We start from the raw sequence: 23,051 nt of genomic DNA, 5'->3' as shown, positions 1-23,051 counted from the left end.
GATAAGGTTAAGGATAATTAGACTTACAGTCAAATCAAAATAAAATTGATGTGTTTGTATTAGAATTATCACTAAAAATCCCTTCTATAAATTATTTTTCGTAACTTTGCAGCCTAATTTATATTGTGTAATGAAAGAAAGTATCCATATAAAGAATTTTGGTGCTATAAAAGAGATACATATCAAAGAGATAAAGCCTATAACCGTACTCATTGGTGAATCAGCCAGTGGGAAGAGTACTTTTATGAAGGTATTGACTCTTTTTAGATGGCTCTACAAGATGCATAATATTAGGGCTTATCTGAGAAGTAGCAAAATATCAAAAAGCCCTTTCCGCTTTAGAATGGAGACCTATCTAAAAAACTGTGGCTTTGAGAAATATTTAAAAAAAGATACTGAAATTACTTATACCGTTTGTTTTGATGATGAAAGGCATTACAGCATTAGCTTTTTAAAAGGTAAGCTCGGAAAGATAAATGATGAAATAGCCACAAAAGACCTACGCTACAACAAGTTGAGTTTTATCTCTGAAACGCGTAACCTTATACCATTATGGACAGATAAAACACCCACAGGAGCTAATTGGGGGTATTATTTTGAAGAGGTTTTAAATGATTTTATAGCAGCCTCTGACACGCTCAGAACTCTTAATATTCCCTTTTTTGACCTACAATTTGCTGTGAAAAAAGAAAAAAACAGAACGCGATATGTAGTTCAGAACTCTAATTATGAATTAGATATGAAGGATAGCTCTTCAGGGATACAGAATGTTATTCCTTCGCTGCTCATTGCCACTTATTTCGCTCATCATTTTGACTATGAAGAGGCTTTTAACCGAACTATCCTAAACTATTTAAGTCAGATTGATAAAATTGCAGATTTTAAGCCTGTGGCTAATTTGGGAGAGGTGAAAAAGCATATCTCTTTGCATATTGAAGAACCTGAGCTAAGTCTTTTCCCTGATGCGCAATGCGATTTGATGAGTGCTTTAATTGCTACCTGTTTTATAAAAAACAAAAACGAGCTAAATTTAGTATTTTCAACCCATAGTCCCTATATTATCAACTACCTCAATCTGCTGATAAAGGCATACGATAAGAACCAATTCATAGCTGGTGCTCATATAAATTTTGATAATCTGGCAGTTTATCAAGTAATAGATGGGGGCGTGGAGAGCTTGCTTATTGAGGAACAGCGAATAGTAAACACCAATAGCCTGTCCGACACTATTAATGACATCTACAACCAATACGAGGAATTAAATAAATTATGATAGAGGATTTACTAACGAAAGATTTAATAGCTCATTACCACTTACCTGACACAGAAATTACCCCCTTGCATCTAAAAGATAGCTATTTTGAGCTTGATGATATAGAAGGACAGGGACTAACATTGGTAAGCACAGGAACAGCTAAGTTTTCAAATCCTGAGCAATTAGAAATCACCGTTATTGATTATGAGCGTTTTATAGATGCTATTAATCATCCTATATTTCAAAAAGATAGAGGCAGATGTGATTTATTTTGTACTGCTGATGATTATTTTGTTTTAGGAGAAATCAAAAAGCGAAAACGAATATCTATTGCAAGGAAAGAGGCTAAGCAGCAGTTGTTAGCTTCTTTAAGGACACTGAATGAAGTGACTCAAATAGCTACTTTTATCAGTGCCAAAAGAGAAAAATGTTGTTGCTTTTTCTATAAAAAGCCAAGTGATATAGCACCTCTGAGAGCTGTTAGTGCATTTAATAGGGTTAATACTTATACGAATGGCTCAAAAGGAGTAGCACCCCATATCACAGCACTTGGATTTGAATTTTATGAGTATAAAAGTGATAATGTATTTACTTTTAATGAGTAGAATATAATAAACGTGTTTAAACTTTTTTGAGGAACTTGGATATAAACCCTAATAAGAGCATTCCAATCCAAGTTACATCAAGATACTGATATCTCATTATCAAACCTTTATATCCGTCAAGCCAACCATTTGCTTGTTCAATCTTAAACCTATTTTTGTACAATTCTTCATCAAAATAAACATCTGGTTGCTCTCCATTTCGGGGATTAGGTTTAATATTTGCTATAATTTCTTTGCTTTCTAAAAACTCTCTAAGAGATTTGCTATCAAATCCTGCATCAGCATTGAGAAACAGACCTTTGTACTCTATTCCTGCTTCTTCTAATAAAGCTAAGTTTTCTTTTAGTACTTCTTCTATTTCATATAAGTCATTGTGATTTCCTGCTTTAGGGCTTCCCATTGCTATCATTTGCCCTTTATTATCACACAAAAAAACACTATTGGTGGTTACAGCTTTTTTCCTTGCTTGATAACCTACTGACGCTCCTTTTTGACGACAACGTGTATGACTACCATCCAATTGAACGCAAGACATATCTAACTTTCTTTTCTTCTTGCTTAATAGATTTAACCATATTCGCTGAAAGCTACCGTCTTTACTCCATTTGTTGAAGTAGTAATAGACATTTTGCCAAGAGATTTCTCCTTTTTCAAAATAGACCTCAATTGGAAGTTCTCTCCATTGTACCCCTGTTTTTAATCTCTTGAGAATCAATAAAAATATTGAAGCTAAATCAAAATTACTTTTAAATCCTCTTTTTCCTACACTTAAAAAGGGAATAATCCAATTATTTATTGTATCTTTGCCCAAAGTTCCTGAATTTTGGTGTTCTTTTTTTCAAACACAAAATTACTAATTTTCGGGAACTTTTATTTTATTATAGGAAAAAGTTTAAACAGCTTCATAGAAAAAATCTATAAAAAAACCGTTCTTTTTCTACGGAAAATTTCGTACTTTTGCATTCATAATTTTTAAAGTTAAAAAACATGGCATTACAAATAACTGATGCTTCATTTGACGAAGTAGTACTCAAGAGTGATAAACCTGTATTAGTAGATTTTTGGGCAACATGGTGTGGTCCTTGCCGTATGCTAGGCCCAGTGATTGAAGAACTTGCTACTGAATACGAGGGTAGAGTAGTGGTAGGCAAAGTGGATGTGGATAACAACCAAGAGTTTGCCGCCAAATATGGGGTAAGAAATATCCCTACCGTATTGGTATTCAAAGACGGAGAAGTTGTAGGCCGCCAAGTGGGGGTTGCAGCTAAGAAAACCTATACCGATGCCTTAGATTCACTTCTATAATTTATTAAAATTCATAAGGTTATGAGGCTATCTGTATATCAGGTAGCCTTTTTTCTAAAATTTCAACCATGAACTTAGCAAAATATATTGATTATACGCTTCTTAAAGCAACAGCAACACCTGCTCAAATAGAAAAACTTTGCCAAGAGGCACGCCAATATGGCTTTTTCTCAGTCTGTGTCAATAGTGGTTATGTCCCTTTGGTAGCCCAAGAGCTTAAAGGCGCTGAGGTGAAAGTATGTACTGTAGTGGGATTCCCCTTGGGTGCTATGAGCACTCAGGGCAAGCTGCATGAGGCTTCCATAGCTTTGGCCGAGGGTGCCGATGAGATCGATATGGTGATCAACTTGGGTCTCCTCCTCTCAGGACAGACGGCTAAGGTACGAGACGAAATCGCCTTACTCAAGAAAGAAACAGCCGATAAAGTGCTGAAAGTCATCATAGAAACCTGCTATCTTACCGATGAGCAAAAACGCTTAGCCTCCCAACTCTGTGTAGAGGCAGGTGCCGACTTTGTCAAGACCTCCACAGGTTTTGGTACAGCAGGGGCTACCCTTGCCGATGTACAGCTGATCAAGGAAGTGGTAGGCGACAAAGCGCTGATCAAAGCCTCAGGGGGTATTCGCGATCGGGAAACCGCTTTACAATATATCGCCTTGGGGGTAAGCCGTATCGGGGCTTCGGCAATACTGGTATAGTTTTGAGTTTTGAGTTTTGAGTTTTTAATTAGAAAAGCGAATCAATAGTTAAAAGCTCTCTTTGCTAACTTTCTAAGACGCAATAAATTGCGTCTCTACACATGCGCTGGCTAAGATAACTCCTGATGAGCGTAGTCATCCGTAGAGACGCAATTTATTGCGTCTTAACGAATTTGACTATACAATTGTTTTTCTACTATTGATTCGCGTTAATCACTAACCACAACCACTAACCACTATTCACTATTCACTATTCACTCTTCACTGATTGAATGGTCTGTATAAAAATATCACTGACACTGGGTATTTGCTGGTTGAAGTGGGTGATTTTGCCCCTTTCAGCTAAGTAGAACAGCACCTGATGAGGGTCTTGCTCTTTGGTGAGGTGTACCAACCATTTCTCTTCGTTGTGAATGGTAGGGAATTGGGCAGCAGTAGTTTGGTAACGACTTTTGAATTCTTCGAAAGAGACACCTTCGTTGGGGATAATTCCTACTTCGTAGGTGTCCTCTTGGAATTGTCGTTTGATAGTCTTTAGCTCTCCACTAAGTAGTAGCTTGGAGCGGTCCAGTAGGGCAATATGATCACACAAGCTCTCTACCGACTCCATACGATGGGTAGAGAAGAGAATGGTCGCCCCCTGCTCGCGCAAGTAAAGCACCTGATCCTTGATAATCTCCGCATTGATAGGGTCTAAACCGCTGAATACCTCGTCAAAAATCAGTAGCTTAGGCCTGTGAAGTACCGTGGCGACAAACTGCACCTTCTGGGCCATACCCTTGGAAAGCTCCTGTAGCTTCTTTCCCTTCCAATGGGCTATCTCCAAGCGATTAAGCCAAAAATCCAATTGCTCCTCAGCACGCTGACGACTCAACCCCTTGAGTTGACCTAAGTATAGGAGTTGTTCGCTGACGGTCATATTCTTATAAAGGCCTCTCTCTTCGGGCATATAACCTATATGGGAGATATGTGCGGGGCTTAGTGGCTCTCCGTCCAAGCGTACTTCTCCTCCGTCAGGGAAAATAATCTGGTTAAGGATACGGATAAGGGTTGTTTTCCCAGCTCCATTAGGCCCTAATAGCCCAAAAATACTTCCATGTGGAATCTCCAGAGATACGTCAGAGAGGGCACATTGCTTGCCGTACTGTTTGCTTAGGTTGGTGATCTGTAAAAGTGGTGAGTTCATAGTTAATTAGCTTTAGTAAGTTCGGTGAATAGTTGTTCTAGGTCGGTATGACGATGGTTCATCTGTAGGATTTTCAGCCCATTCTCTGTAGCAAAATCAAAGAGTTTGGGGCGCATATCCTCTTGAGTATCAAAAGTAAGGGTAAAGAAAAACTCTTCGTTGTTGCGAATGCTCTTGATATGCGGGATACGGCGCAACAGCTGTTCTTCCACTCGGAAGTCAAAGAGGATTTCTATGGTCTGTTCCTTGTCCTGTAGGTGTGCCATAGGCTCATTGAGGATAATCTTCCCCTTGTGTAGGATCATCACTCGCTGGCAAACGGCCTGTATTTCCTGCATGATATGGGAGGAAAGCAATACTACCTTTTCCTGTCCCAGATCGCGGACTATTTGTCGTATCTCAAGAATTTGCTGAGGGTCAAGGCCATTGGTAGGTTCGTCCAAGATCAGTACATCGGGGTCATGCAGTAAGGTTGCGGCCAGTCCCACGCGCTGGCGATACCCCTTGGAGAGGGTGTGTATCTTCTTGTGGGCGTGACTCTCCAAGCGTGTCAGGGCGATACTTTCGGCAATATTCTTTCGAGGCGCATGGTAGATATTGGCCACATAGCTGAGGTACTCCTTTACATACATATCAGGGTATAGTGGGTTATGCTCAGGCAGATATCCCAAGTGCTGCTGTGCCTGCTCGCGCTCTAAGAGGATAGAATGGCCAAAGACACGAACATCCCCCTCATCGGGCAAGAGGGCACCGCACATCATTTTCATCGTGGTAGTTTTTCCAGCGCCATTCAGCCCCAGAAAGCCTGTGATTTCGCCTTTGCGAAGTTCAAAATCAAGATGATCCACTACGCGTTGCCCCGCGTATTGTTTGGTTAAGTGTTCTACGATAACAGCCATAATGGTGTGTGGGTATAAAACAGAAAATAAGGGCAAATTTACGTAAAAAATACTTTAGTGAAAATATATTTAACTCAAAAAAAAGTGGTACATTTGCTTTCTCTTTTCGCAGAGAACAATAAGTTCATTATAGGCATGAGCAGCAAGCTCGCGCCAGCATGGGGAAACTTGAATTAACAATTGACAATTAATAATTAACAATTATAAAAGATGACAAAAAAACGACAATTTGAAGAATTTCAATTACAACAACATGATGCTTGGGGGATCTTCAAGATCATGAGCGAATTTGTCACAGGCTACGAACGTCTTAGTGCTATAGGCCCTTGTATTTCTATTTTTGGCTCTGCCCGTATCCAGCCCGATAGCAAGTATTACAACTTGGCCACAGAGATTGCCGAGCGTATTGTAGGCATGGGCTTTGGAGTGATCACAGGCGGCGGCCCAGGGATCATGGAAGCAGCCAACAAAGGCGCTACTCAGGGCGAGGGGGCTTCGGTAGGAATCAATATAGAACTCCCCTTTGAACAACACGACAACCCTTATATAGACAGAGATAAAAATCTGCATTTCAACTACTTTTTTGCTCGCAAGGTCATGTTCGTTCGCTACTCCCAAGCCTTTGTCGTTTTCCCAGGAGGTTTTGGTACTATGGACGAACTTTTTGAAGCTATTACCCTGATTCAGACCACTAAGATAGAACCTTTCCCCATCATCTTAGTAGGCTCCGAGTTCTGGAGCGGATTGGTAGCATGGATCAAGGAGGTTCTCTTGGACAAGTTCGGCAACATCGCTGCTAAGGATATGGATATCTTCAGAATTGTAGATACTGCCGATGAAGTAGAGGACATCATTGAAAAATTCTACCTCAAGTATAGCCTCAAACCGAAGTTTTAACCATGTAGGGGCAAATAGCAATTTGCCCTTAAATTCAAGACAATTCGCCTTTATTGCATAAAATGTTCACTGTCTTTGTGTGTTCACTAACAGTGAACATTAATTTTTAATGAACAAACTATGAAACGAGGAATCTATTTGTTAATGACCCCATTTATCATAGGGATAATTCCTTCCTATGGGCAGCACTCGGAGGATTTCTTTAGGGAGTTGCTTGTAGCGTTAGCACCCCGCCCTACCCCTACAGCAGAGATAGCCGCCGCCCTTGACCAAGCAGATAAGTGCTACAGAGAGGGATTTGTTGGCCCGCCTATGATATCTATATGCAATACAACGACTACCTTACTCCTGAGCAACAGAGCGCCTACGAAACTTAGATGATGGTCTGCTAACTCCAGAAGAAAAAGAGGATATTATTTGGAGCTATACTCCAAGAACTAAATAGCAAATTCGGCTAATAAACTCATAGGTCAATTAGCGCATTAACAAATTAACAAAATGGACATAGTTTGACCACTTGAAAAATATAAATTTTTTCTTTTGACTTACAAAAATTTTCACTATCTTTGCACTTCAATTTATAATTAGAAAAATACAGAAATACAAGTAATCATAAAGATTATTAATCATTAACGATTGATCATTAATCATTAAAAATAGCGTTTCGCTTTATATTTTCCCCCACACGGAAATACGACCAATTTTTTCAACACCAAGGGAAAGTAAAGTGGAGATGCCTACGTTTCAGGCGTGGGCATTCCTTTTGCTTTTGGTGTAGGCCTTTGGTCGGGCTTCCGTGTACAAGCAACAAGGAATGCCGCGCTTTTTTTATGTCCTATAGGAAACAAAATGTTAAAGTTTGAAATTAACTTATCGCTGGTCGTAGTTTGTCCAGCATGGATTGTAATTTTGCCCCAAGAAACAAAGTTAGTGACAAGCGACTAACGACTAACAATTAATCACCAAATTATGAGTACAACAGTTAAACAAGGCCATACGGCCGATTGGGTATTGATGTTCTTATCAATAGCCTACCTGCTAAGTCCAGTGGATATAGTTCCTGATATTCCTATAGTAGGCTGGGTAGATGATTTCTTCATCATTACAATAGTAGGACTAAACCTATTACAAGGCTATGCCTCTGAGGGGAATAGTAGCCTTGCCCAGCTGCTAAAGTTTGTCAAATGGGCAGTGATCATCTTTGGAGTTATCAGTATTCTCCTAATTCTACTCTTAGGAACCCTGATTGTGAAGCTATTTAACAATTGAGGAATACTAACCACTAAATTAACAATTGACAATTAACCATTAATAATTAAAACCATGCCTCTGTATCAAGTAACAGTAAGTAGGACGGTAGCCTCCAATGGTATCCGTTTAGAACCAGGGATGCAAGTTGTGATCCCAACTCAGACCACTACCAATCCCGTTTCAGTAAACGGCGGAAAAGACGTAATCGCTGTCTTTCAGCGTGTATATGGTATCAATATCAGTAGTATCTTCCAAACCTTGGGAGCGGTACTGAAAGTAGTGAAAATAGGGTAAAAGACTAATTTCTGTAATTTGTTTTAGATGACAACAATTGTATTAGAAAAAGCACAAAAAATAGAAAGAGAAGTATTTAAAGGTTTGAATACTCTAATTTCCATTAAGGTCTATAATGGTGGAAACTTACCTTATGGAAGTATCCAAATTCAAGATAAGAAAATTACCTCATCAACCATTCAACAGTATAAAAATACTATTGATACTATTGTATTATGCGATTCTTTAATAGAGATAGAGAAAGGAGCTTTTGAGAATTGTAGTTCTTTGACCACTGTTGAATTACCTAATAATATAAAAAATATAGGGAAAGAAGCATTTCAAAATTGTAAAAAATTAAGTTCAGTTAGATTCTTGAGTAGGGATACAGGAGTATCATTAAGGGATATTAAGGAAGGAGCATTTTGTAATTGTTCTTCCTTAGTCCTTATCTCATTGCCTAATGATATAAATACCATAGGGGACAGAGCTTTTCGTAATTGTAATAAATTAGAGAGAATAGAGATAGGGGAATATATAACAAAAATTGGAGATTATGCTTTCTATGAATGTTCTTCTCTGAATACAATAATAATGAGGGGTAAGATTTCTCCAACACTTGGTAGGTCTCATGTTTTTCCTAACTTAAATGTAAATATTGAAATTCCTAAAGGCTCTCTCTCTCTTTATGAAAATAAAGATATTTGGTGTATATATAAAAGCAGATTAATAGAAAAATAATTGTTTAATTAAAATAAATTTAAAATGAAACTAAATTTCGAAAAAACGGTGGGTAAAATACAAGATTTTTTTGCAGAGGAAAATCTTGAAAAACTTACTATGATGATGGAAAAATTCCAGAGTCGAATACTAGAAGCAATAGAAGACCTCTCTCAGAGAGTCAAAGATGCTACCGATTTGCCCTGTGAAATGATTAGCACGGAAAAGTTGGATATGGAAAATCTTAAGGAGATTATCAGAGAAACAAAAGTGGAAGATGCTAAGTTCTTAGCAGTACTTAATGGTGGACGCAATAAGAAGGATAAATTAGAGCTGTACCTACAATATATGGATCAAGATAAGCAAGCTTTGGATATGAATAAAATTATCTGTGTTCGTTGTGATATAATGGCAGAAACATTAAGGGAGGCCTTCGGTGATAAGGAATTGTTAATTGTTAAATTGTAAAATTATGTTGGATATACTTATAGATTTCTTTAAAAAAGCATGGGATTTTATTAAAAAAATTGCTGTTGCTATATTCAATTTCTTTGCAAATCTTGTAAATTGGTTCAAAGCAAGATATAATAGAGTAAAACAGCAGCATCCAAACATTAAGGCTGTATCTGTAAAACTTAAGTCTTTAATGGAGCAGGGGCAATATAATGAGATTTCTATTGGATTGGATGATAATAAGGATTATATAGCTAATACATTCTATGATGAATCAACAGGAGAAATCATAGAAGAAGAAACAGAGATTATAGAAGCTGGAAAGCTGGATGAAGAGACTAAATCTCGATTTGGTAATAAAGAAATGATTGTTTTAACTTAAAAATATACGCTAATGAAAACATTTGCTATAATTTCATCAGTAGTTGTATTAGGAGGAATTACTGCTTATTTCCTTCTAAGAAGAAATACAAAAAAAGTTTCAGAACTGAAACAAGATAAGGTGGAAAAATTAACGCTTCATTATGTAAAAGAGTATTTTGTAAAGCAGGGAGTAAGTATTAAAGATAATAAACCTGTAATGTTTCCTATCAAAGAATCAAATGACTATGGAATCGTTTTTGAAGAAGGCTTTAAATATTTTGTTCTTACGTACTATAATGAAAGTAAAGAAGAGATATTAGAAGATAACACCCTAATTGTTGCTACAAAGGAAATAGATAGTAACTTAAAGGATGCTTTTGGAGATAAAGAAATGATTATTTTAAAATAGATAAGATATGAATTTATTTAATTTATTACTAAAAATAGGAGATGATATCCTAAATAAGCCCAATTCAACAGCAGCACAGGTTGCTAATTTTGCAGTTAAAAATCCGGAGCTTGTAAAACAAGGGGCAAATCTTATTGGGGATATGTTTAAGAGTTTAACCTTTATATCTTTTACATTTTTCAATAGAACAAATGCAGATAGAGAGATAAGAACAGATTATAATAATTGGAAAAGGACACCTAATACTTCTGAAAAAGCAAAACAGAAAAAAGTTTTTAAAGGGATGAGTTCTTTTATAGGTAGTAGAATAAAGAATGAAACATTTATGGATATTGGATTGGAAAGAGGTTTCATATCTCGTGAAAATCCTAATGAGACTATTTTAGGGGTATTTGGGAATGGAGAAGTACACTATGCTGAAAAGGTTAGTTATAATTCGATAGACCCTGAGCTTGATAGAGAATTGAATAAAAATAAATTAGTACTCATATAATTCATGAATGAATACTCACCAAAAGTTCTTGAAGTTATCCAAAAGATAAAGACTACTGCCACAGAAGTGCAGGAAGGGCTTTACTTTTTAGAAGACTTCAATAAGAGAACAGGTAAATTCTATGAGATAAAAATATCCAATAGGGTAGGAATTCTTATAGAAGAAGACCTTTATAAAGAAAACAGAAAGTTAGAGGAGGCTCTTTACTTTCGTAAGAACCTAATCCTTAGAGACTATAAGGACTTTATTAAGGATTTGCCTAATGTTTATATCTTTAAAAATAAGGAAAAAATGGAAGGACAAAAATCAAATACGGCTTCTAATAATGGGAAGCAAGAAGAAATGGTTTTTATTCCACAAGTACCTAAATTTGCTTTAGAGCGAGTAATCCTGCCTCCTTCAGTAAAGGAAGACATACTCCTATCTCTTGCACTTATAGAAAATCAAAAACGTATTTATGAGGATTGGGGATTTGAGGAAGTGGATGCCAAGCCTAAGCTTATTTTAAACTTCTATGGACCACCAGGAACAGGGAAGACAATGGTCTCTCATGCGGTTGCTAAGATGTTGAACAAGAATATTCTTGCCGTTAATTATGCAGAAATTGAATCCAAATATGTAGGGGATGCCCCTAAGAACCTATTCAAGGCTTTCAATACAGCTAAAGAATCAGATGCTGTACTTTTCTTTGATGAGGCAGATTCTTTCTTGGGCAAGCGTATTCAGAATGTATCTAGTAGCTCCGACCAAGCAATTAACTCTCTTAGAAGTCAAATGCTTATTCTTTTAGAGGATTTTGAAGGGGTAGTGATCTTTGCAACCAACTTGGCAGATAATTATGACAAGGCTTTTGAATCTCGTATTTTGAAGCATATTCATTTTGACCTGCCTACTTTAGAAAATAGAGAGGCTATTATCGCGATTACGATCCCTTCTAAAGTGCCTTTTTCAGAGGAAGTAAACCGAGAGGAACTCTGTAAGAAATTAGCTGAGATTTCAGAAGGATTTTCAGGACGAGAGATAAAGAATGCAGTTTTGGAAAGCCTTACGAGTGCAGTACAACAATCTACTGAAACGATTGGTGAAGCAGTTTTTCTTGAAGGTTTCCAAAAACATAAAGAGCGGCTTGAGAAATTCGAGCAAGAGCGAAAACAAAAAGGAAGCATTAGTAAGGAAGTAAAGGAAAGGATAGAGAGCAAGATTAAGGAAAAACTCGCACAAGAGAAGTCTGAAAATACTCCAGAAAAAACAGAAAATACTGAAGAAAAACAAGAGGAGAGTAAGGAGGAAAACTCCTAAAATTATAGTAGGCTTGCCGCAAGGTAAGCCTACTATTTTTAAATTTTCTTTTTTTGTAAGAGAGGGAGATGTTTTATTTCTAATTCGAATTAATAGTTAAAATATTATTTGCTAACTTTCTAAGAAGCAATAAATTGCGTCTCTATCCTAACGCTGGCTAAGACAACTCCTGATGAGCGTAGTCATCCGTAGAGACGCAATTTATTGCGTCTTAACGAATTAGATTATACAGATATTTTTAACTATTGATTCGCATTTTTACCTCTAATGTACAAAAGTATTACTCTTTATTTTTTTCAATTATTTCAATAAATATACTATCAATATCTTCTGTTACATATATAGGGTAACTCTTGTGTGATAATATTTCACTAATTACTTTTATAGAAGGATGCCCATAAGGATTGTCCTTCCCAACAGAAAAAGGACAAATAAATTTATTGTCTTTAAGTATCTTATTGTCAAAAGATGCTAGGCTTCCATGGTGAGGTATTTGGATTGTTCCTATTAAGTCCCAATATTTTTCATATATCTTTTCTTCATCTACAAAATTTAACTTCCCATCGCCAGTGTATAAGCAGCCTACTTTTTTAGATATACCGAAAATAGAAGAGAAAAAATAACAAGGAAAGTTGTTAAAAATATGATTTTCCCAATATAAATCTTGAAAGGTTAAATTCTTTTCGGTAGGACCTGAATATAAGAACATGGAATTTTCATTAATATTACCATTGATTTCTTTATATACCGTCTTTATTTTGTTTCGAAATTCTAAGTCAAAAATATGCTCAGAGCTTTTAAGTTTCTCGATCTCATCGTCTTTTAAATTATCAAGAAATTCTTTATTTCGATCTTTGTATTTATAGTTAAAAGGGATAAATACCCAATCAGAATAATTTTCTATGGTTATAGGAGTTCCGCTTGGTATCTTTCGGTTTTGCTCTATATCTGTCAAATTAATGGTTTTTATATTCGTAGTTTCCCCTTTTTCAGAATTTATCTTTTTCTTATATACTTGGACGCTAATAATACGAGTTTCTGCTCCAAAGAATTTATTAGGATTATCCACTAAGGAGGCTAAAGAGTATTCTCCTAAAGCCTTAAACACATTAGATAATAAAATCTTTTCATTGCGATGTAACAAAGGTATTACAACATTTCTGATTTCTTTTACTGTTGTCTTTAAGTCTTCAATTAGAGATACATGATCATAGTCAAAGTGCGAGATGAAAAGAATGTCAATTATATCATCTTTGCTAAAACTTTGAGATACAACTTTTTTACCCTTACTAACATTCATACTCCCGCAATCATAGACAATGTTATGATTTTCATGTCTTTCAGAATAAAAAGCACCTTGGCCTACTGGATGAAAAATTCTTTGAATCATAATTAGGTTTTTTAGAGATTAAAATGATTTCATTCTAACAAAATGAGAAAACGAAGAGTTCTTAAACGATGCAAAATTAACAAAATATTCCCATATACACAAATAAAATTTGCATTTTATTCTTTAGAAAGTTGTCTTCTTTAGTTGAATGTCGAACAAAATCCCTTTGCCAGCTTAAAAAATAATCGTACCTTTGCACACTGGAAGATAGTCTTCCATACTATCTTTAGCCACAGTGTCCTTTTACTCTTTTATAAGCTGTAAAACAGGTACTTAAAAAGCGAACTATAAGCCTCTTCCTTTTTGCGAAGAGGCTTTTTGGCATATTGATATCTCTACTAATTACCTCCTAACTGACCAATCATTTTCTCAATATTCTCCGTCAGTTCTCTTAGGTAGTTGAGTTGTTCGGTAAAAAAGAGCATCTCTTGGGGGCGAATGGCGGCTAAGGGGTTGTCGGCACGAGGGGTCTTGCCTTGCTCGGCAAATAGCTCAAGGGTCGTCTGTCGGATTTCGTAGAAGACCTTGGGGTCAAAGGGGCGTATCTCCTCATCCAGCTTGCCGTCCAAAAGGGCTACACAGTGCTGGAGCTTGTGCTGTATCTCCTGTATGGCACGAACAAAGAGATCGCGGACGATAGGGGAGGGCGTCTCACTGAGCTGAGTGCTAAGGGTCGCTACACAGGAGAGAAAATCCTGCTGAAGCACCTGTATCTCGTTACAGACGTTGTAGTTCTTCCGCTGAGACTTAGGCTCTTGAAGCATACGCTGCAAGCCCGCGTTCAGGTTGGCCAAGGCTAGGAAGGCCTTCTTACGAGCTACCTTGTACTCGGTAGTGATTTCGGGGTTGTCTGCCCGCTTGATTAACTCATTGGTATAGCCTAAATTGGCTCTAAGACTTTTGACAATCAGCAGATTGTAGTTCTTATGCTCCCAAGAGGGGAAGAGCAGGTAATTAGCACTCACCGAAAGGGCAAAGGCAATCAGCGTATCCACCACACGGTATTGCACCACACTCATCGCATCAGGAACAAAAAGGGCATAGGCCAAGACAATGTATAGGGTGAGGAAGATTGCACTCATACTGAAATTCTCCTGCAATAGCCCATAACCAAAGGGCATACTCATGAGAATGGTTAGCCCATAGATATATTTGTAAATCTCGTAGTCCAAGTGTAGGACAAACTGACAGATATAGACCAAGACAAAAGCAAATCCAGCCCCGATGAGCGTACCCAAAGCCCTATCCTTGGAGCGCTTGAGGGTCAGCCCATAACCTGGGCGCATGATCACATACACAGTAAAGAGAATCCAGTGAGGGTTCTGTACCTCAAAGGCGTTCCCTATCAAATAACCAATGACCGTAACAATGGCAAGGCGCAAGGCATGTCGGAAGAAGGACGACTGAAAAGAAAAGTGGTCGGCTAGGCGCTTAATGGAGTAGTTGTCGGCACTGACAAAGCGGCGGTAACTCTTCTCGTCGCGGAAACTCACCTCTTGGGTATAGTAATTGTTGAATATCTGCTGTACGTTGTAGATATTTTGGGTTTGCTTGGCCAGATAGTGGTACATTTTCTCCAAAAGCATTTGTTCTTCAGAGAAAGATCCTTCTTGGCTGATAGAAATATAAGCCTGCTTGAACTCCAATTGCTTTTCTAAAAGACTCTTGAGACTAATGGAGAAGGTGCCTTTCTTCCTTTCCCCTATATACTCGGCCATTTTAAGGAGTATCTGGGAGATTTCCTCTAAGAAATGCGTGTATTTCTCAAAGAAAACAGCGTCCTTCTCCGCATATTTATCCACCTTTTCGTAGGGGATAGGATTGGCAATAGCCAATTCAAAGATATCCACCATCTCGATAAAGATAAGGAACTGGCGCTGTAGGTAGTTGGTCTTACCTGATTTGGAGCGGGAGTCGAGCAGCACCGCGCGTAGCTTTTCATATTCCTCATTGAGGGAGGATTGTAGGGAAAGGAGTACCTGTTTGTTGGCCACGCGGTGAGCAGTATCACGAATGAGCAAGGCGCGTGTTTGCAAATATTTGGCGGTAAGGGTCATACACATAGCCAAGAGCTGTTCGCTGTATTGGCGCGGACGTATCCACATCAGTACCCGAACTAAAAAAATATACCAAGCCCCTGCCAAAAATATATACAGTGCATTGTAGAGAATATGGATACCCTCCAGAGGGCGCACTAAAGCCAAGGTGAGTGTGAAGATCCCAGCAATAGAGACCATCGCCGCTCTTGCCCCATAGAGGGAGATATAAGCATAGCAAAAGGTAAGTATAGCCATGACCGTAAGCAGCTGCCAGAGCGAACCATAGGCATGAACGAAATTCACCGATACGGAGCTAATAGCCACAAAGAGGGTAGCGATGACAATCCCGCCTAAGTGGTGCTTGCGGTTACCAGGGATATCGCTGGGGGCAATCATGATAATGGTCGTAGCCGCAGTAAGCCCTGCCGATACATTGCCTAAGAACCACCCCGCTATAGCGCAGGAGAGTATAGCAAAGGATTTCATTACCCCAATAACAAAGGCGTAACTCTTGAGAAAATCTAAAAAATCAAGTCTTTTCATCTGCTGTGATCAGTTCTAAGTGCAAAAGTACAATATCTTAGGGGAAAATAAAAATATTTTTTATTCTCATGCTTGGAAGCGAGTATGTGACTCGCGCCAGCAAGGGGGAAATAAGATTGGGTTATAACTATCTGATAGTCAGTAAACAAAAACTTTTATTTAAAATAATTAAAAATAACGCTTGTTTATTCGGGAAAAAGTTATATCTTTGCACTGTTGTTGTTTGGACGTAAAAGTCCGCCTGTAAAGGAATGTTTTTAGTATTTCATTTCCATTACGTTTTTTCTAATGAGCAAGTTCTTTTTTAGTGTTTTTATATCAGTTGTTTTAACCTCATTAGAAATCAGTTAGTTTTAAGTAAAAATCCTCACCATAGTGAGGATTTTTTTTTTTATTATTAATTTAAGTTTCGCAATTCGTTTTTAGGCTATTATTGAAATTATAAACAACTAATAATCAATTATTTGTAAAAACCTCTCCCTCACCCCCCTCCAAAGGGGGAGCTTTAAGGGCGTTGAAATAGCCTAATTTGTTTGTTTAATTGGAAAATATTCTTTCTATAACTTATTGAACCTCTACTACTTACTAACTCCCCCCTTGAGGGGGGGTAGGGGGGATGTTTTGAGAATCAGTAAGTTATAAAGCTTGAGAAACTTAAATTATTAATCACTAGTCACTTGTCGTTAGTCACTAGTCACTTGTCATTGGTCACTATAGACAGTGCATATTGTATAAGTTTCTCCACGGCCTTTCCAGGATCAGCAGAGAATGTACCTAAGGGACGGTTGGCGATGATAGCGTTCATAGATAGCGCTTGGTGACCTAGGAGCCTGCTGAGGCCATAGATAGCGGCGGTTTCCATCTCCATATTGGTAATACGATGCCCTTCAAAGGTATAAGAAGCTAATTTCTCATTGAGTTGTTCGTCTTGGGGGGCAAGGCGCAGTTTCCTTCCTTGTGGGGCATAGAACCCTGGAGCGGTACCAGTGATTCCCTTGAATACGGCAGGGGTGTATAGCTTTTCAAGGAGCGCCTCGCTTCCTTTTACGATATAGGGATGCCCTTTGTCCATGAGCCATTGTGTATGGGAGATAAAGGCCTCTTCCATAGCCCTTTCACGCACCTTGGGGCTGTCTTTGTAGGAGTGTAGCATGTTGTCCATACCCAAGCCAAAAGCGGAAAGGACAATGCTATCTACGGGAATATCTGCTTGCAGACTCCCTGAGGTTCCCAAGCGAATGAAAGTCAAGGGCGTATGTACTTCCTTGGGGGCTCTTTGCTTGAAGTCAATATTGAAGAGTGCATCTAGTTCGTTCAGCACAATATCGATGTTATCAGGGCCTATTCCTGTGGAAACCACTGAGATACGTTTGCCGCCCAAGTAGCCAGTGTGGGTTACAAACTCGCGCTTGTGGGCGGTAAATTCCACTTTGTCAAAATGGGCACTTACCACAGGTACCCTTTGTGGGTCGCCTACCAAAAGAATTGTAGGGGCGATATCCTCTGCATGAATATTCAGGTGATAGATACGTCCCTCTCCAGAGAGAATAAGTTCAGCGTTGTTCATTTCTTTAGTTTTTACTGCTTTTCGCAAAGATACGATTTTAAAGGCTAATTACCAATAAAAATTAGTGGTTAGTGGTTAGTGGTCAGTGGTTAGTGGTCAGACTCTGACTTCTGACTTCTGCCTACAGATAAGAGAAGGTACTAATCATTCCAAAAATCATTCTCTAAATAGAAGACAGTATCAATAAAAAATAAGATACCATCCTTGGTAAGGACATTTTCATCATGTAGGTCTTCTAGAATAATACCTAATTCAGGATTTCTATAGTCATTGTTACGAATAGTCTCAAAACCATTGTTTTTTAAATAGGCTTTTACTTTCTCTAAAGAAGTAGGCTCATTTTCTTTTACAAAGGATTGTCTTACTACTGCATATAGAGTTTTATCTTCTCTGTAGAAGCCTAAAAGTTCATAAGCAGTATCGGGGAAAAAATAGTTATTAAGTAAAAGATTGTATAAATAATCCAACCATGTGGCATAATAAATACCATCATTGAGTTTTAAAACATCTTTTTCTCCTTCTAAATAAACTCTTTGTTCAGCTCCAGCAGATATAAAGCTACTGATGTCAATGGGGGTATACCAAAAATTATGCTCCTCTATCCACTGACAGAGTCTCTTTGTTTCTTCTTCTTTGATTGACTTCGATTTTTCACTCTTATGGCTTGAGCTTTCGCTTCTTTTAAGGTAACGGGCGATTGCTTGGATAGGAGTTCCATAGCTAACTTGGCTCGCTCCGCAAAGGACATCTTTAAGTTCATTTTTATTCACAGTTTTAGTGGCGGTTAGTTGTTAGTTTTTCACTTTTCACTTTTCACTCTTCACTCCTTTAGTTTGCTCTTTTCCCACGGATAAAAGTTACGATAAAAGCGTCGGTAAAGCCTTTTTTCTTAGCCAGTTGCAGAAGGTTTTCTATCTTCTTCAGGTCGGTTTCTTTGCCGTAATAGTAGCGGAAGGCGTTGCCGATCTTCTCTTTGAGAATGGGGCTAAGCCCTTTGAAGTTGGAAGGAACTGCGGGTAAGTCCTTATTGCTAGTGGCTATTTGTATGCGATAGAAGAGATCGCCATTGGCGGCAGCGACTGCTTCTTTGCTTAGCTGGCTATTATTCTTTAGCCAATTATAATAGCCCTTAATGGCCTTAACGATGCTGGAGGCAATCTGTTGTTGTCCTGCGGCGGAGTTGAGGTAATCGCGCTCCTCTTGGTTACTCAAGAATCCTGTTTCTATGAGCATAGCGGGCATATACGTTTGGTGTAGGACGATGAAGCCCGCCTGCTTTACCCCACGGTCGCGGCGCTGGGTGTTCTCTGCCAAGGAAGATTGTACCCGCTTGGCCGCTTGGATACTCTGTTCGAGGTACTCCTCCTGCATGATAGAAAGCCCTATGAAGGACTCTGGGGAGTTGATATCATAGCCTGCGTAACGCTCCTTATAATCCTTTTCAAGGAAGATTACTTGGTTTTCTTCCTTGGCTACCTCAAAGTTGATATCATTGGCATGTAAGCCCAAGACATAAGACTCCGATCCATGGGCGTCCTTGCTGGGGGAGGAATTGCAGTGTACCGATACGAAGAGGTCAGCCTTGGCCTTATTGGCGATAGCTCCGCGCTCGTATAGCTCAATGAAGCGGTCGTCCTTACGGGTGTAGGTAACCTTGAATAATGGGTCTTTTTCTAATTCCTTACCTATGAGCAAAATGATTTTCAGGACAATATCCTTTTCAAATATTTTCTTATGTACTTTCCCAGGGTCTTTTCCGCCATGTCCTGCATCTAAGACGATTTTAAAAGTCTCTGTCTGCGCCAAGGCAGAGAGGGAAAAGAATAAAAAGATATAGAAAAAATATTTTTTCATTAATTATAAAATTTCTTTAAAAACATTCACAAACTTCCTTTATCTCTTTTGAGATACAAAAAATATCCGTAAGTTTGACCTCTGAAAATAAAGTCTTTACCTATTGCTTAAATCTTTGATTTTCAAAATGCAAAGGTAAAAAAAAATGTTGAACAATCACACTGGCTTGCTTATATTTTGCAAATATACAAAAAATATACCTTATTCCTGAGTTTGATTGCCTGCTTTATAGGACTTTCAGCCCAACAAGAGTTGAAAATGTCTCAGGCGGGTCATACCCCTACGCCTCCTATACTCCCTCCCTTGGATACGCTCCTAAAGCCAAGTGATTCCCTTGTGAAACCTCAGTTTCGAAAGAAAGATACGCTTACTTCAAAGGCAGATACCCTTACCCCGTCCCTTAGCAAGGTTGCCGATACGCTCAAGATGGATTCCCTGCGCAAAAGTCCTGCCATGCTTACCGATGTGGTGCGCTATCATGCCAAGGATTGTGTGGTCATTAGCAAGCCGCTCAATAGGGTATTGCTATACGATGAGTCTCAGATTACTTACGAGGATACCGATCTTAAGGCAGGTATCAGCGTGATTGACTACCAGAAGCGCGAGGCCTACGCTGGGCGTATCAAGGACAGTGTGGGTGAGCTGGTGCAGGCGCCAGTGTTCAAGCAGGCGGAGCAGGTGATTGAGCCTGATTCTATTCGCTTTAACTATGTAACTAAAAAGGCCATTATCCGCAACGCTTATACCACTCAGGATGAGAACAAAATACGTGCCGAGATTATCAAAAAAGAGAACGACTCTACTTATTTCTTCAAGGAGGGTATGATTACCACTGCCGAAGACCTTACCGATCCTGACTATTATATCCGCTTGCGCAAAGCTAAGTTTGTCCCTAAAAAGAAAATTGTGGCAGGCTTTAGCAATATGTATATCTCCAATGTGCCTACGCCTATTGCACTGCCTTTTGCTTATTACCCTATGGTAGAATCACGTACTTCGGGCTTGCTCTTTCCTACCTTTGGGGAGGTCAATGATAGGGGGTACTATATCCAGAATGGGGGCTACTACTTTGTGATTTCCGACTATGTGGATTTGGCGCTGACCGGAGATTACTATACCAATGGGAGCTATGGTCTTAGGGGGGCTTCTACTTATCGCAAGCGCTATAAGTATTCGGGCAACCTAAGTGTGCGTTATGAAAACCTTATCTATAGCCAGCGAGGTTTCCCCGATTACAGCCGTAGCTCGATTTACAATATACAGTGGTCTCATTCTCAAGATACTAAGTCCAGTCCGCTCTCCACTTTCTCCTCATCGGTGAATTTGGGTAGCTCCACTTACTATAAGAATTCGTATAACCAAGAGAACTCGTCCAACTTCCTGAACAATACGCTTTCCTCATCTATTTCCTATTCGCGTACGTTTCCGTCCTATCCGTCGGTGAATCTGTCACTTACGGCCTCTCACTCGCAGAATACCAATACGCAGAGTATCCAGATGACCTTGCCTGCCCTGCGGGTGAGTATGGAACGTATCTACCCCTTTGTAAAGCGTGGAATGAGCAAGAAGGGACTGATACAGAACATCAACTTCAACTATAGCCTACAGGGGGATAACCGCTACAACACTACCGATAGGGATTTCTTTTCACAAACCATGTTTGCCAAAGGACAAACGGGTTTTCGCCATAGTATCCCTATCTCAACCAACTTCAAGGTGCTCAAGTTTGTCAGCGTATCGCTTAACTCCTCTATCAATGAGACTTGGCAGTTCAAGACCATCAAGTACCGTGATTATGACGAGTTGACCAACAAGACCACTAAGGACACCATCAATGGCTTTGATCGCTATATGACCTATAACTTTGGGGCGGGACTGGGAACGACCATCTATGGGACTTTTGATTTTGGAAAGGATAAGAAAATACAGGCCATTAGGCATGTGATGCGCCCTTCGGTGAATTATGGCTATACGCCTTCGTTTGATAAGTATTACGACTACTATATAGCCGATGCCTTTGGAACTAAGCGTGATTATAGCCGTTTTGAAGGGGGACTCTATGGAGCACCTGGTCGCAATGAGTCCAGTTCGCTGAGCTTTTCCCTAAGCAATACCTTTGAGGCTAAGGTGCGCGAGAAGGGTAAAGATTCACTGGCGGAGGCCAAACCTAAGAAGGTGATGTTGCTCAATAGCCTTAACTTTTCTTCGGGTTATGACATGGTTACCAAACGCTTTTCCCCACTGAATATGACCGGAGGAACGCAACTGTTTGACAATAAGTTAGGGGTGAATTTTGGGGCAACCTTTAACCCTTATGCGATAGATATCAATGGGCGACAATTGGATAAGTTCAATATCAACAACGGAGGGAGCCTCTTTCGCTTTACCAATGCCAATATGACCCTGAACTATGCCTTCTCCAGCAAGAACTTTAAGAAAGGCAAGAATACGGATAATACCGCTTCGGGAGGGCGTGCCGATGATCTCTTCGGCTCGGCTATGAATACCGATCTGAGCAAACCCATGAAGGAAGATGACCCCAATGACAAAGATAAGGAAAAGCAGCAAGGCACACGCTTGTTCAATGCTTCTATGCCGTGGGACTTGACCCTTGCCTATTCGCTTTCGTATAGCAATACCAATCGTAACCCTATGATATCTAGTAACTCTCTTATGGTGTCAGGCAATATAGACCTAACGCCTAAGTTCCGAGTAGGAATGTCCTCAGGGTATGATTTCAAGGATAAGGGGGTTACCTATACCCAGTTCCGTTTCGAGCGAGACCTGAACAGTTTCCGTATGTCCTTTAGCTTTTCACCCTTTGGCGACCGCAATTCATGGCACTTCTTCATAGGGATAAAGGCCTCTATGCTCTCCGACCTGAAATGGGAGAAAAACAAATCACCGGATAGAACACTTAATTAGTGACTAATGACGAGTGACAAGTGACTAATGACAAGTGACTAATGACGAGTGACTAATGACAAGTGACTAATGACAAGTGACAAGTGACGAGTGACAAATGACTAACGACAAGTGACAAGTGACTAATGACGAGTGACTAACGACAAGTGACTAATGACTAATGACTAATGACCAATACCACAGTGGATTAGTCATTTGTCACTAGTCACTACCTAAGATCCTATAATTCTTTAAATAATGAAAAAAGTTATTCTTTCTTCTAAGGCGCCTGCTCCGATAGGCCCTTACAGTCAAGCCATTGAAGCCAATGGCACCCTCTATGTTTCTGGACAGATTCCTATTGACCCTGCCACAGGCGAGGTTGTCGCTGGAGGTATAGAACCCCAAGCCAAACAAGTGATGCAGAGCCTTAAAGCGATTTTGGAAGAGGCAGGTTATACCTTTGACCAAGTGGTGAAAACCACGATCCTCTTGGACGATTTGGGCAATTTTGCCAAGGTAAATGAAATCTATGGTAGTTACTTCGGAGAAGGGGCACCCGCTCGCGAAACCTACCAAGTTGCCAAACTTCCTAAAGGTGTAGCTGTGGAAATCTCCTGCATAGCAGTGAAATAATGATTAATGCCA

Annotated in this window: 24 protein-coding genes; 16 read left to right on the top strand and 8 right to left on the bottom strand. The window is 39.3% G+C overall.

Going from position 1 to position 23,051, the window contains the following annotated elements; translation table 11 throughout:
- Positions 1-130 precede the first annotated feature (130 nt).
- Both HMPREF9331_RS12845 and HMPREF9331_RS08800 read left to right on the top strand, forming a co-directional pair.
- Positions 131-1,273 carry an AAA family ATPase gene (locus HMPREF9331_RS12845; RefSeq protein WP_040357307.1) on the top strand — a complete coding sequence of 381 codons (1,143 nt, stop codon included), beginning with the start codon at positions 131-133 and terminating at the stop codon, positions 1,271-1,273.
- Positions 1,270-1,860: a hypothetical protein gene (locus HMPREF9331_RS08800; protein WP_016420622.1), complete on the top strand. Its 591-nt coding sequence runs from the start codon at positions 1,270-1,272 to the stop codon at positions 1,858-1,860. Before HMPREF9331_RS12845 ends, HMPREF9331_RS08800 begins: the two co-directional genes overlap by 4 nt.
- Positions 1,861-1,876: 16 nt before the next feature.
- Here the strand turns inward: HMPREF9331_RS08800 and HMPREF9331_RS08795 are convergent, their stop codons facing one another.
- Complete coding sequence (locus HMPREF9331_RS08795; RefSeq protein ID WP_016420621.1) at positions 1,877-2,671, bottom strand: IS5/IS1182 family transposase; 795 nt, start codon at positions 2,669-2,671, stop codon at positions 1,877-1,879.
- Positions 2,672-2,847: 176 nt separating this feature from the next.
- On the opposite strand from HMPREF9331_RS08795, the gene trxA reads away from it, so the two are divergent.
- A complete protein-coding gene (gene trxA, locus HMPREF9331_RS08790; RefSeq protein WP_016420620.1) occupies positions 2,848-3,165 on the top strand; it encodes a thioredoxin in 318 nt (105 codons plus the stop codon).
- Positions 3,166-3,233: 68 nt separating this feature from the next.
- The gene (deoC, locus tag HMPREF9331_RS08785; protein WP_016420619.1) at positions 3,234-3,863 is read left to right on the top strand and encodes a deoxyribose-phosphate aldolase; all 630 of its coding nucleotides are present in this window, start codon (positions 3,234-3,236) and stop codon (positions 3,861-3,863) included.
- A gap of 250 nt (positions 3,864-4,113) precedes the next feature.
- On the opposite strand, the gene HMPREF9331_RS08780 is transcribed toward deoC, so the two are convergent.
- A complete protein-coding gene (locus HMPREF9331_RS08780; RefSeq protein WP_016420618.1) occupies positions 4,114-5,049 on the bottom strand; it encodes an ABC transporter ATP-binding protein in 936 nt (311 codons plus the stop codon).
- A gap of 2 nt (positions 5,050-5,051) precedes the next feature.
- The gene (locus HMPREF9331_RS08775; RefSeq protein WP_016420617.1) at positions 5,052-5,948 is read right to left on the bottom strand and encodes an ATP-binding cassette domain-containing protein; all 897 of its coding nucleotides are present in this window, start codon (positions 5,946-5,948) and stop codon (positions 5,052-5,054) included.
- 210 nt (positions 5,949-6,158) lie between these two features.
- Between HMPREF9331_RS08775 and HMPREF9331_RS08770 the strand changes: the two genes are divergently transcribed.
- The 10 genes from HMPREF9331_RS08770 (at position 6,159) to HMPREF9331_RS08725 (ending at position 12,106) form a co-directional block, all read left to right on the top strand.
- A complete protein-coding gene (locus tag HMPREF9331_RS08770; RefSeq protein WP_009642827.1) occupies positions 6,159-6,845 on the top strand; it encodes an LOG family protein in 687 nt (228 codons plus the stop codon).
- Between the two features lie 120 nt (positions 6,846-6,965).
- Entirely contained in the window at positions 6,966-7,226 is a 261-nt protein-coding gene (locus HMPREF9331_RS08765) for a hypothetical protein (protein WP_016420616.1), read from the top strand.
- 588 nt (positions 7,227-7,814) lie between these two features.
- A complete protein-coding gene (locus HMPREF9331_RS08760; protein WP_016420615.1) occupies positions 7,815-8,114 on the top strand; it encodes a YkvA family protein in 300 nt (99 codons plus the stop codon).
- Between the two features lie 54 nt (positions 8,115-8,168).
- Complete coding sequence (locus HMPREF9331_RS08755; RefSeq protein ID WP_016420614.1) at positions 8,169-8,390, top strand: DUF6140 family protein; 222 nt, start codon at positions 8,169-8,171, stop codon at positions 8,388-8,390.
- 27 nt (positions 8,391-8,417) lie between these two features.
- Positions 8,418-9,110 carry a leucine-rich repeat domain-containing protein gene (locus tag HMPREF9331_RS08750; RefSeq protein WP_016420613.1) on the top strand — a complete coding sequence of 231 codons (693 nt, stop codon included), beginning with the start codon at positions 8,418-8,420 and terminating at the stop codon, positions 9,108-9,110.
- 24 nt (positions 9,111-9,134) lie between these two features.
- Positions 9,135-9,557 (top strand): hypothetical protein, encoded by a 423-nt coding sequence (locus tag HMPREF9331_RS08745; protein WP_016420612.1) that lies wholly within the window; start codon positions 9,135-9,137, stop codon positions 9,555-9,557.
- Between the two features lie 4 nt (positions 9,558-9,561).
- Positions 9,562-9,924: a hypothetical protein gene (locus HMPREF9331_RS08740; RefSeq protein WP_016420611.1), complete on the top strand. Its 363-nt coding sequence runs from the start codon at positions 9,562-9,564 to the stop codon at positions 9,922-9,924.
- 12 nt (positions 9,925-9,936) lie between these two features.
- Positions 9,937-10,314: a hypothetical protein gene (locus HMPREF9331_RS08735; protein WP_016420610.1), complete on the top strand. Its 378-nt coding sequence runs from the start codon at positions 9,937-9,939 to the stop codon at positions 10,312-10,314.
- Between the two features lie 7 nt (positions 10,315-10,321).
- Positions 10,322-10,807 (top strand): hypothetical protein, encoded by a 486-nt coding sequence (locus tag HMPREF9331_RS08730; RefSeq protein ID WP_016420609.1) that lies wholly within the window; start codon positions 10,322-10,324, stop codon positions 10,805-10,807.
- 3 nt (positions 10,808-10,810) lie between these two features.
- Positions 10,811-12,106 carry an ATP-binding protein gene (locus tag HMPREF9331_RS08725; RefSeq protein WP_016420608.1) on the top strand — a complete coding sequence of 432 codons (1,296 nt, stop codon included), beginning with the start codon at positions 10,811-10,813 and terminating at the stop codon, positions 12,104-12,106.
- Positions 12,107-12,386: 280 nt separating this feature from the next.
- On the opposite strand, the gene HMPREF9331_RS08720 is transcribed toward HMPREF9331_RS08725, so the two are convergent.
- The 5 genes from HMPREF9331_RS08720 to HMPREF9331_RS08700 all read right to left on the bottom strand — a co-directional run bounded on the left by HMPREF9331_RS08720 (position 12,387) and on the right by HMPREF9331_RS08700 (position 19,499).
- Positions 12,387-13,496 carry a ComEC/Rec2 family competence protein gene (locus HMPREF9331_RS08720; RefSeq protein WP_016420607.1) on the bottom strand — a complete coding sequence of 370 codons (1,110 nt, stop codon included), beginning with the start codon at positions 13,494-13,496 and terminating at the stop codon, positions 12,387-12,389.
- A 338-nt stretch (positions 13,497-13,834) separates the two neighbouring features.
- The gene (locus HMPREF9331_RS08715) at positions 13,835-16,078 is read right to left on the bottom strand and encodes an FUSC family protein (RefSeq protein WP_016420606.1); all 2,244 of its coding nucleotides are present in this window, start codon (positions 16,076-16,078) and stop codon (positions 13,835-13,837) included.
- Positions 16,079-16,772: 694 nt separating this feature from the next.
- The gene (locus HMPREF9331_RS08710; RefSeq protein WP_016420604.1) at positions 16,773-17,645 is read right to left on the bottom strand and encodes a nucleoside phosphorylase; all 873 of its coding nucleotides are present in this window, start codon (positions 17,643-17,645) and stop codon (positions 16,773-16,775) included.
- Positions 17,646-17,785: 140 nt separating this feature from the next.
- Entirely contained in the window at positions 17,786-18,415 is a 630-nt protein-coding gene (locus tag HMPREF9331_RS08705) for a putative polyvalent protein kinase domain-containing protein (protein WP_016420603.1), read from the bottom strand.
- A 58-nt stretch (positions 18,416-18,473) separates the two neighbouring features.
- Positions 18,474-19,499: an N-acetylmuramoyl-L-alanine amidase family protein gene (locus tag HMPREF9331_RS08700; RefSeq protein WP_016420602.1), complete on the bottom strand. Its 1,026-nt coding sequence runs from the start codon at positions 19,497-19,499 to the stop codon at positions 18,474-18,476.
- Between the two features lie 177 nt (positions 19,500-19,676).
- Here HMPREF9331_RS08700 and HMPREF9331_RS08695 point away from each other — a divergent pair, with 177 nt between their 5' ends.
- Both HMPREF9331_RS08695 and HMPREF9331_RS08690 read left to right on the top strand, forming a co-directional pair.
- Entirely contained in the window at positions 19,677-22,424 is a 2,748-nt protein-coding gene (locus HMPREF9331_RS08695) for a putative LPS assembly protein LptD (protein WP_040357300.1), read from the top strand.
- Positions 22,425-22,661: 237 nt separating this feature from the next.
- A complete protein-coding gene (locus HMPREF9331_RS08690) occupies positions 22,662-23,039 on the top strand; it encodes a RidA family protein (protein ID WP_016420600.1) in 378 nt (125 codons plus the stop codon).
- The last annotated feature ends 12 nt before the right edge of the window (positions 23,040-23,051 follow it).

Origin of the sequence: Capnocytophaga granulosa ATCC 51502, from assembly GCF_000411115.1 — a bacterium.
Taxonomy (GTDB): Bacteria; Bacteroidota; Bacteroidia; order Flavobacteriales; family Flavobacteriaceae; genus Capnocytophaga; species Capnocytophaga granulosa.
This window is presented reverse-complemented; position numbering and strand designations above follow the sequence as displayed.

Bases quoted from the DNA above. Each gene is read 5' to 3' on its own strand.
- HMPREF9331_RS08740 (WP_016420611.1), top strand. From the start codon at position 9,562: ATGTTGGATATACTTATAGATTTCTTTAAAAAAGCATGGGATTTTATT.
- HMPREF9331_RS08730 (WP_016420609.1), top strand. From the start codon at position 10,322: ATGAATTTATTTAATTTATTACTAAAAATAGGAGATGATATCCTAAAT.
- HMPREF9331_RS08710 (WP_016420604.1), bottom strand. From the start codon at position 17,645: ATGAACAACGCTGAACTTATTCTCTCTGGAGAGGGACGTATCTATCAC.
- HMPREF9331_RS08800 (WP_016420622.1), top strand. From the start codon at position 1,270: ATGATAGAGGATTTACTAACGAAAGATTTAATAGCTCATTACCACTTA.
- trxA (WP_016420620.1), top strand. From the start codon at position 2,848: ATGGCATTACAAATAACTGATGCTTCATTTGACGAAGTAGTACTCAAG.
- HMPREF9331_RS08690 (WP_016420600.1), top strand. From the start codon at position 22,662: ATGAAAAAAGTTATTCTTTCTTCTAAGGCGCCTGCTCCGATAGGCCCT.
- HMPREF9331_RS08750 (WP_016420613.1), top strand. From the start codon at position 8,418: ATGACAACAATTGTATTAGAAAAAGCACAAAAAATAGAAAGAGAAGTA.
- HMPREF9331_RS08775 (WP_016420617.1), bottom strand. From the start codon at position 5,948: ATGGCTGTTATCGTAGAACACTTAACCAAACAATACGCGGGGCAACGC.
- HMPREF9331_RS08720 (WP_016420607.1), bottom strand. From the start codon at position 13,496: ATGATTCAAAGAATTTTTCATCCAGTAGGCCAAGGTGCTTTTTATTCT.
- HMPREF9331_RS08700 (WP_016420602.1), bottom strand. From the start codon at position 19,499: ATGAAAAAATATTTTTTCTATATCTTTTTATTCTTTTCCCTCTCTGCC.
- HMPREF9331_RS08765 (WP_016420616.1), top strand. From the start codon at position 6,966: ATGAAACGAGGAATCTATTTGTTAATGACCCCATTTATCATAGGGATA.
- HMPREF9331_RS08760 (WP_016420615.1), top strand. From the start codon at position 7,815: ATGAGTACAACAGTTAAACAAGGCCATACGGCCGATTGGGTATTGATG.
- HMPREF9331_RS08780 (WP_016420618.1), bottom strand. From the start codon at position 5,049: ATGAACTCACCACTTTTACAGATCACCAACCTAAGCAAACAGTACGGC.
- HMPREF9331_RS08770 (WP_009642827.1), top strand. From the start codon at position 6,159: ATGACAAAAAAACGACAATTTGAAGAATTTCAATTACAACAACATGAT.
- deoC (WP_016420619.1), top strand. From the start codon at position 3,234: ATGAACTTAGCAAAATATATTGATTATACGCTTCTTAAAGCAACAGCA.
- HMPREF9331_RS08755 (WP_016420614.1), top strand. From the start codon at position 8,169: ATGCCTCTGTATCAAGTAACAGTAAGTAGGACGGTAGCCTCCAATGGT.
- HMPREF9331_RS08725 (WP_016420608.1), top strand. From the start codon at position 10,811: ATGAATGAATACTCACCAAAAGTTCTTGAAGTTATCCAAAAGATAAAG.
- HMPREF9331_RS08715 (WP_016420606.1), bottom strand. From the start codon at position 16,078: ATGAAAAGACTTGATTTTTTAGATTTTCTCAAGAGTTACGCCTTTGTT.
- HMPREF9331_RS08745 (WP_016420612.1), top strand. From the start codon at position 9,135: ATGAAACTAAATTTCGAAAAAACGGTGGGTAAAATACAAGATTTTTTT.
- HMPREF9331_RS08735 (WP_016420610.1), top strand. From the start codon at position 9,937: ATGAAAACATTTGCTATAATTTCATCAGTAGTTGTATTAGGAGGAATT.
- HMPREF9331_RS12845 (WP_040357307.1), top strand. From the start codon at position 131: ATGAAAGAAAGTATCCATATAAAGAATTTTGGTGCTATAAAAGAGATA.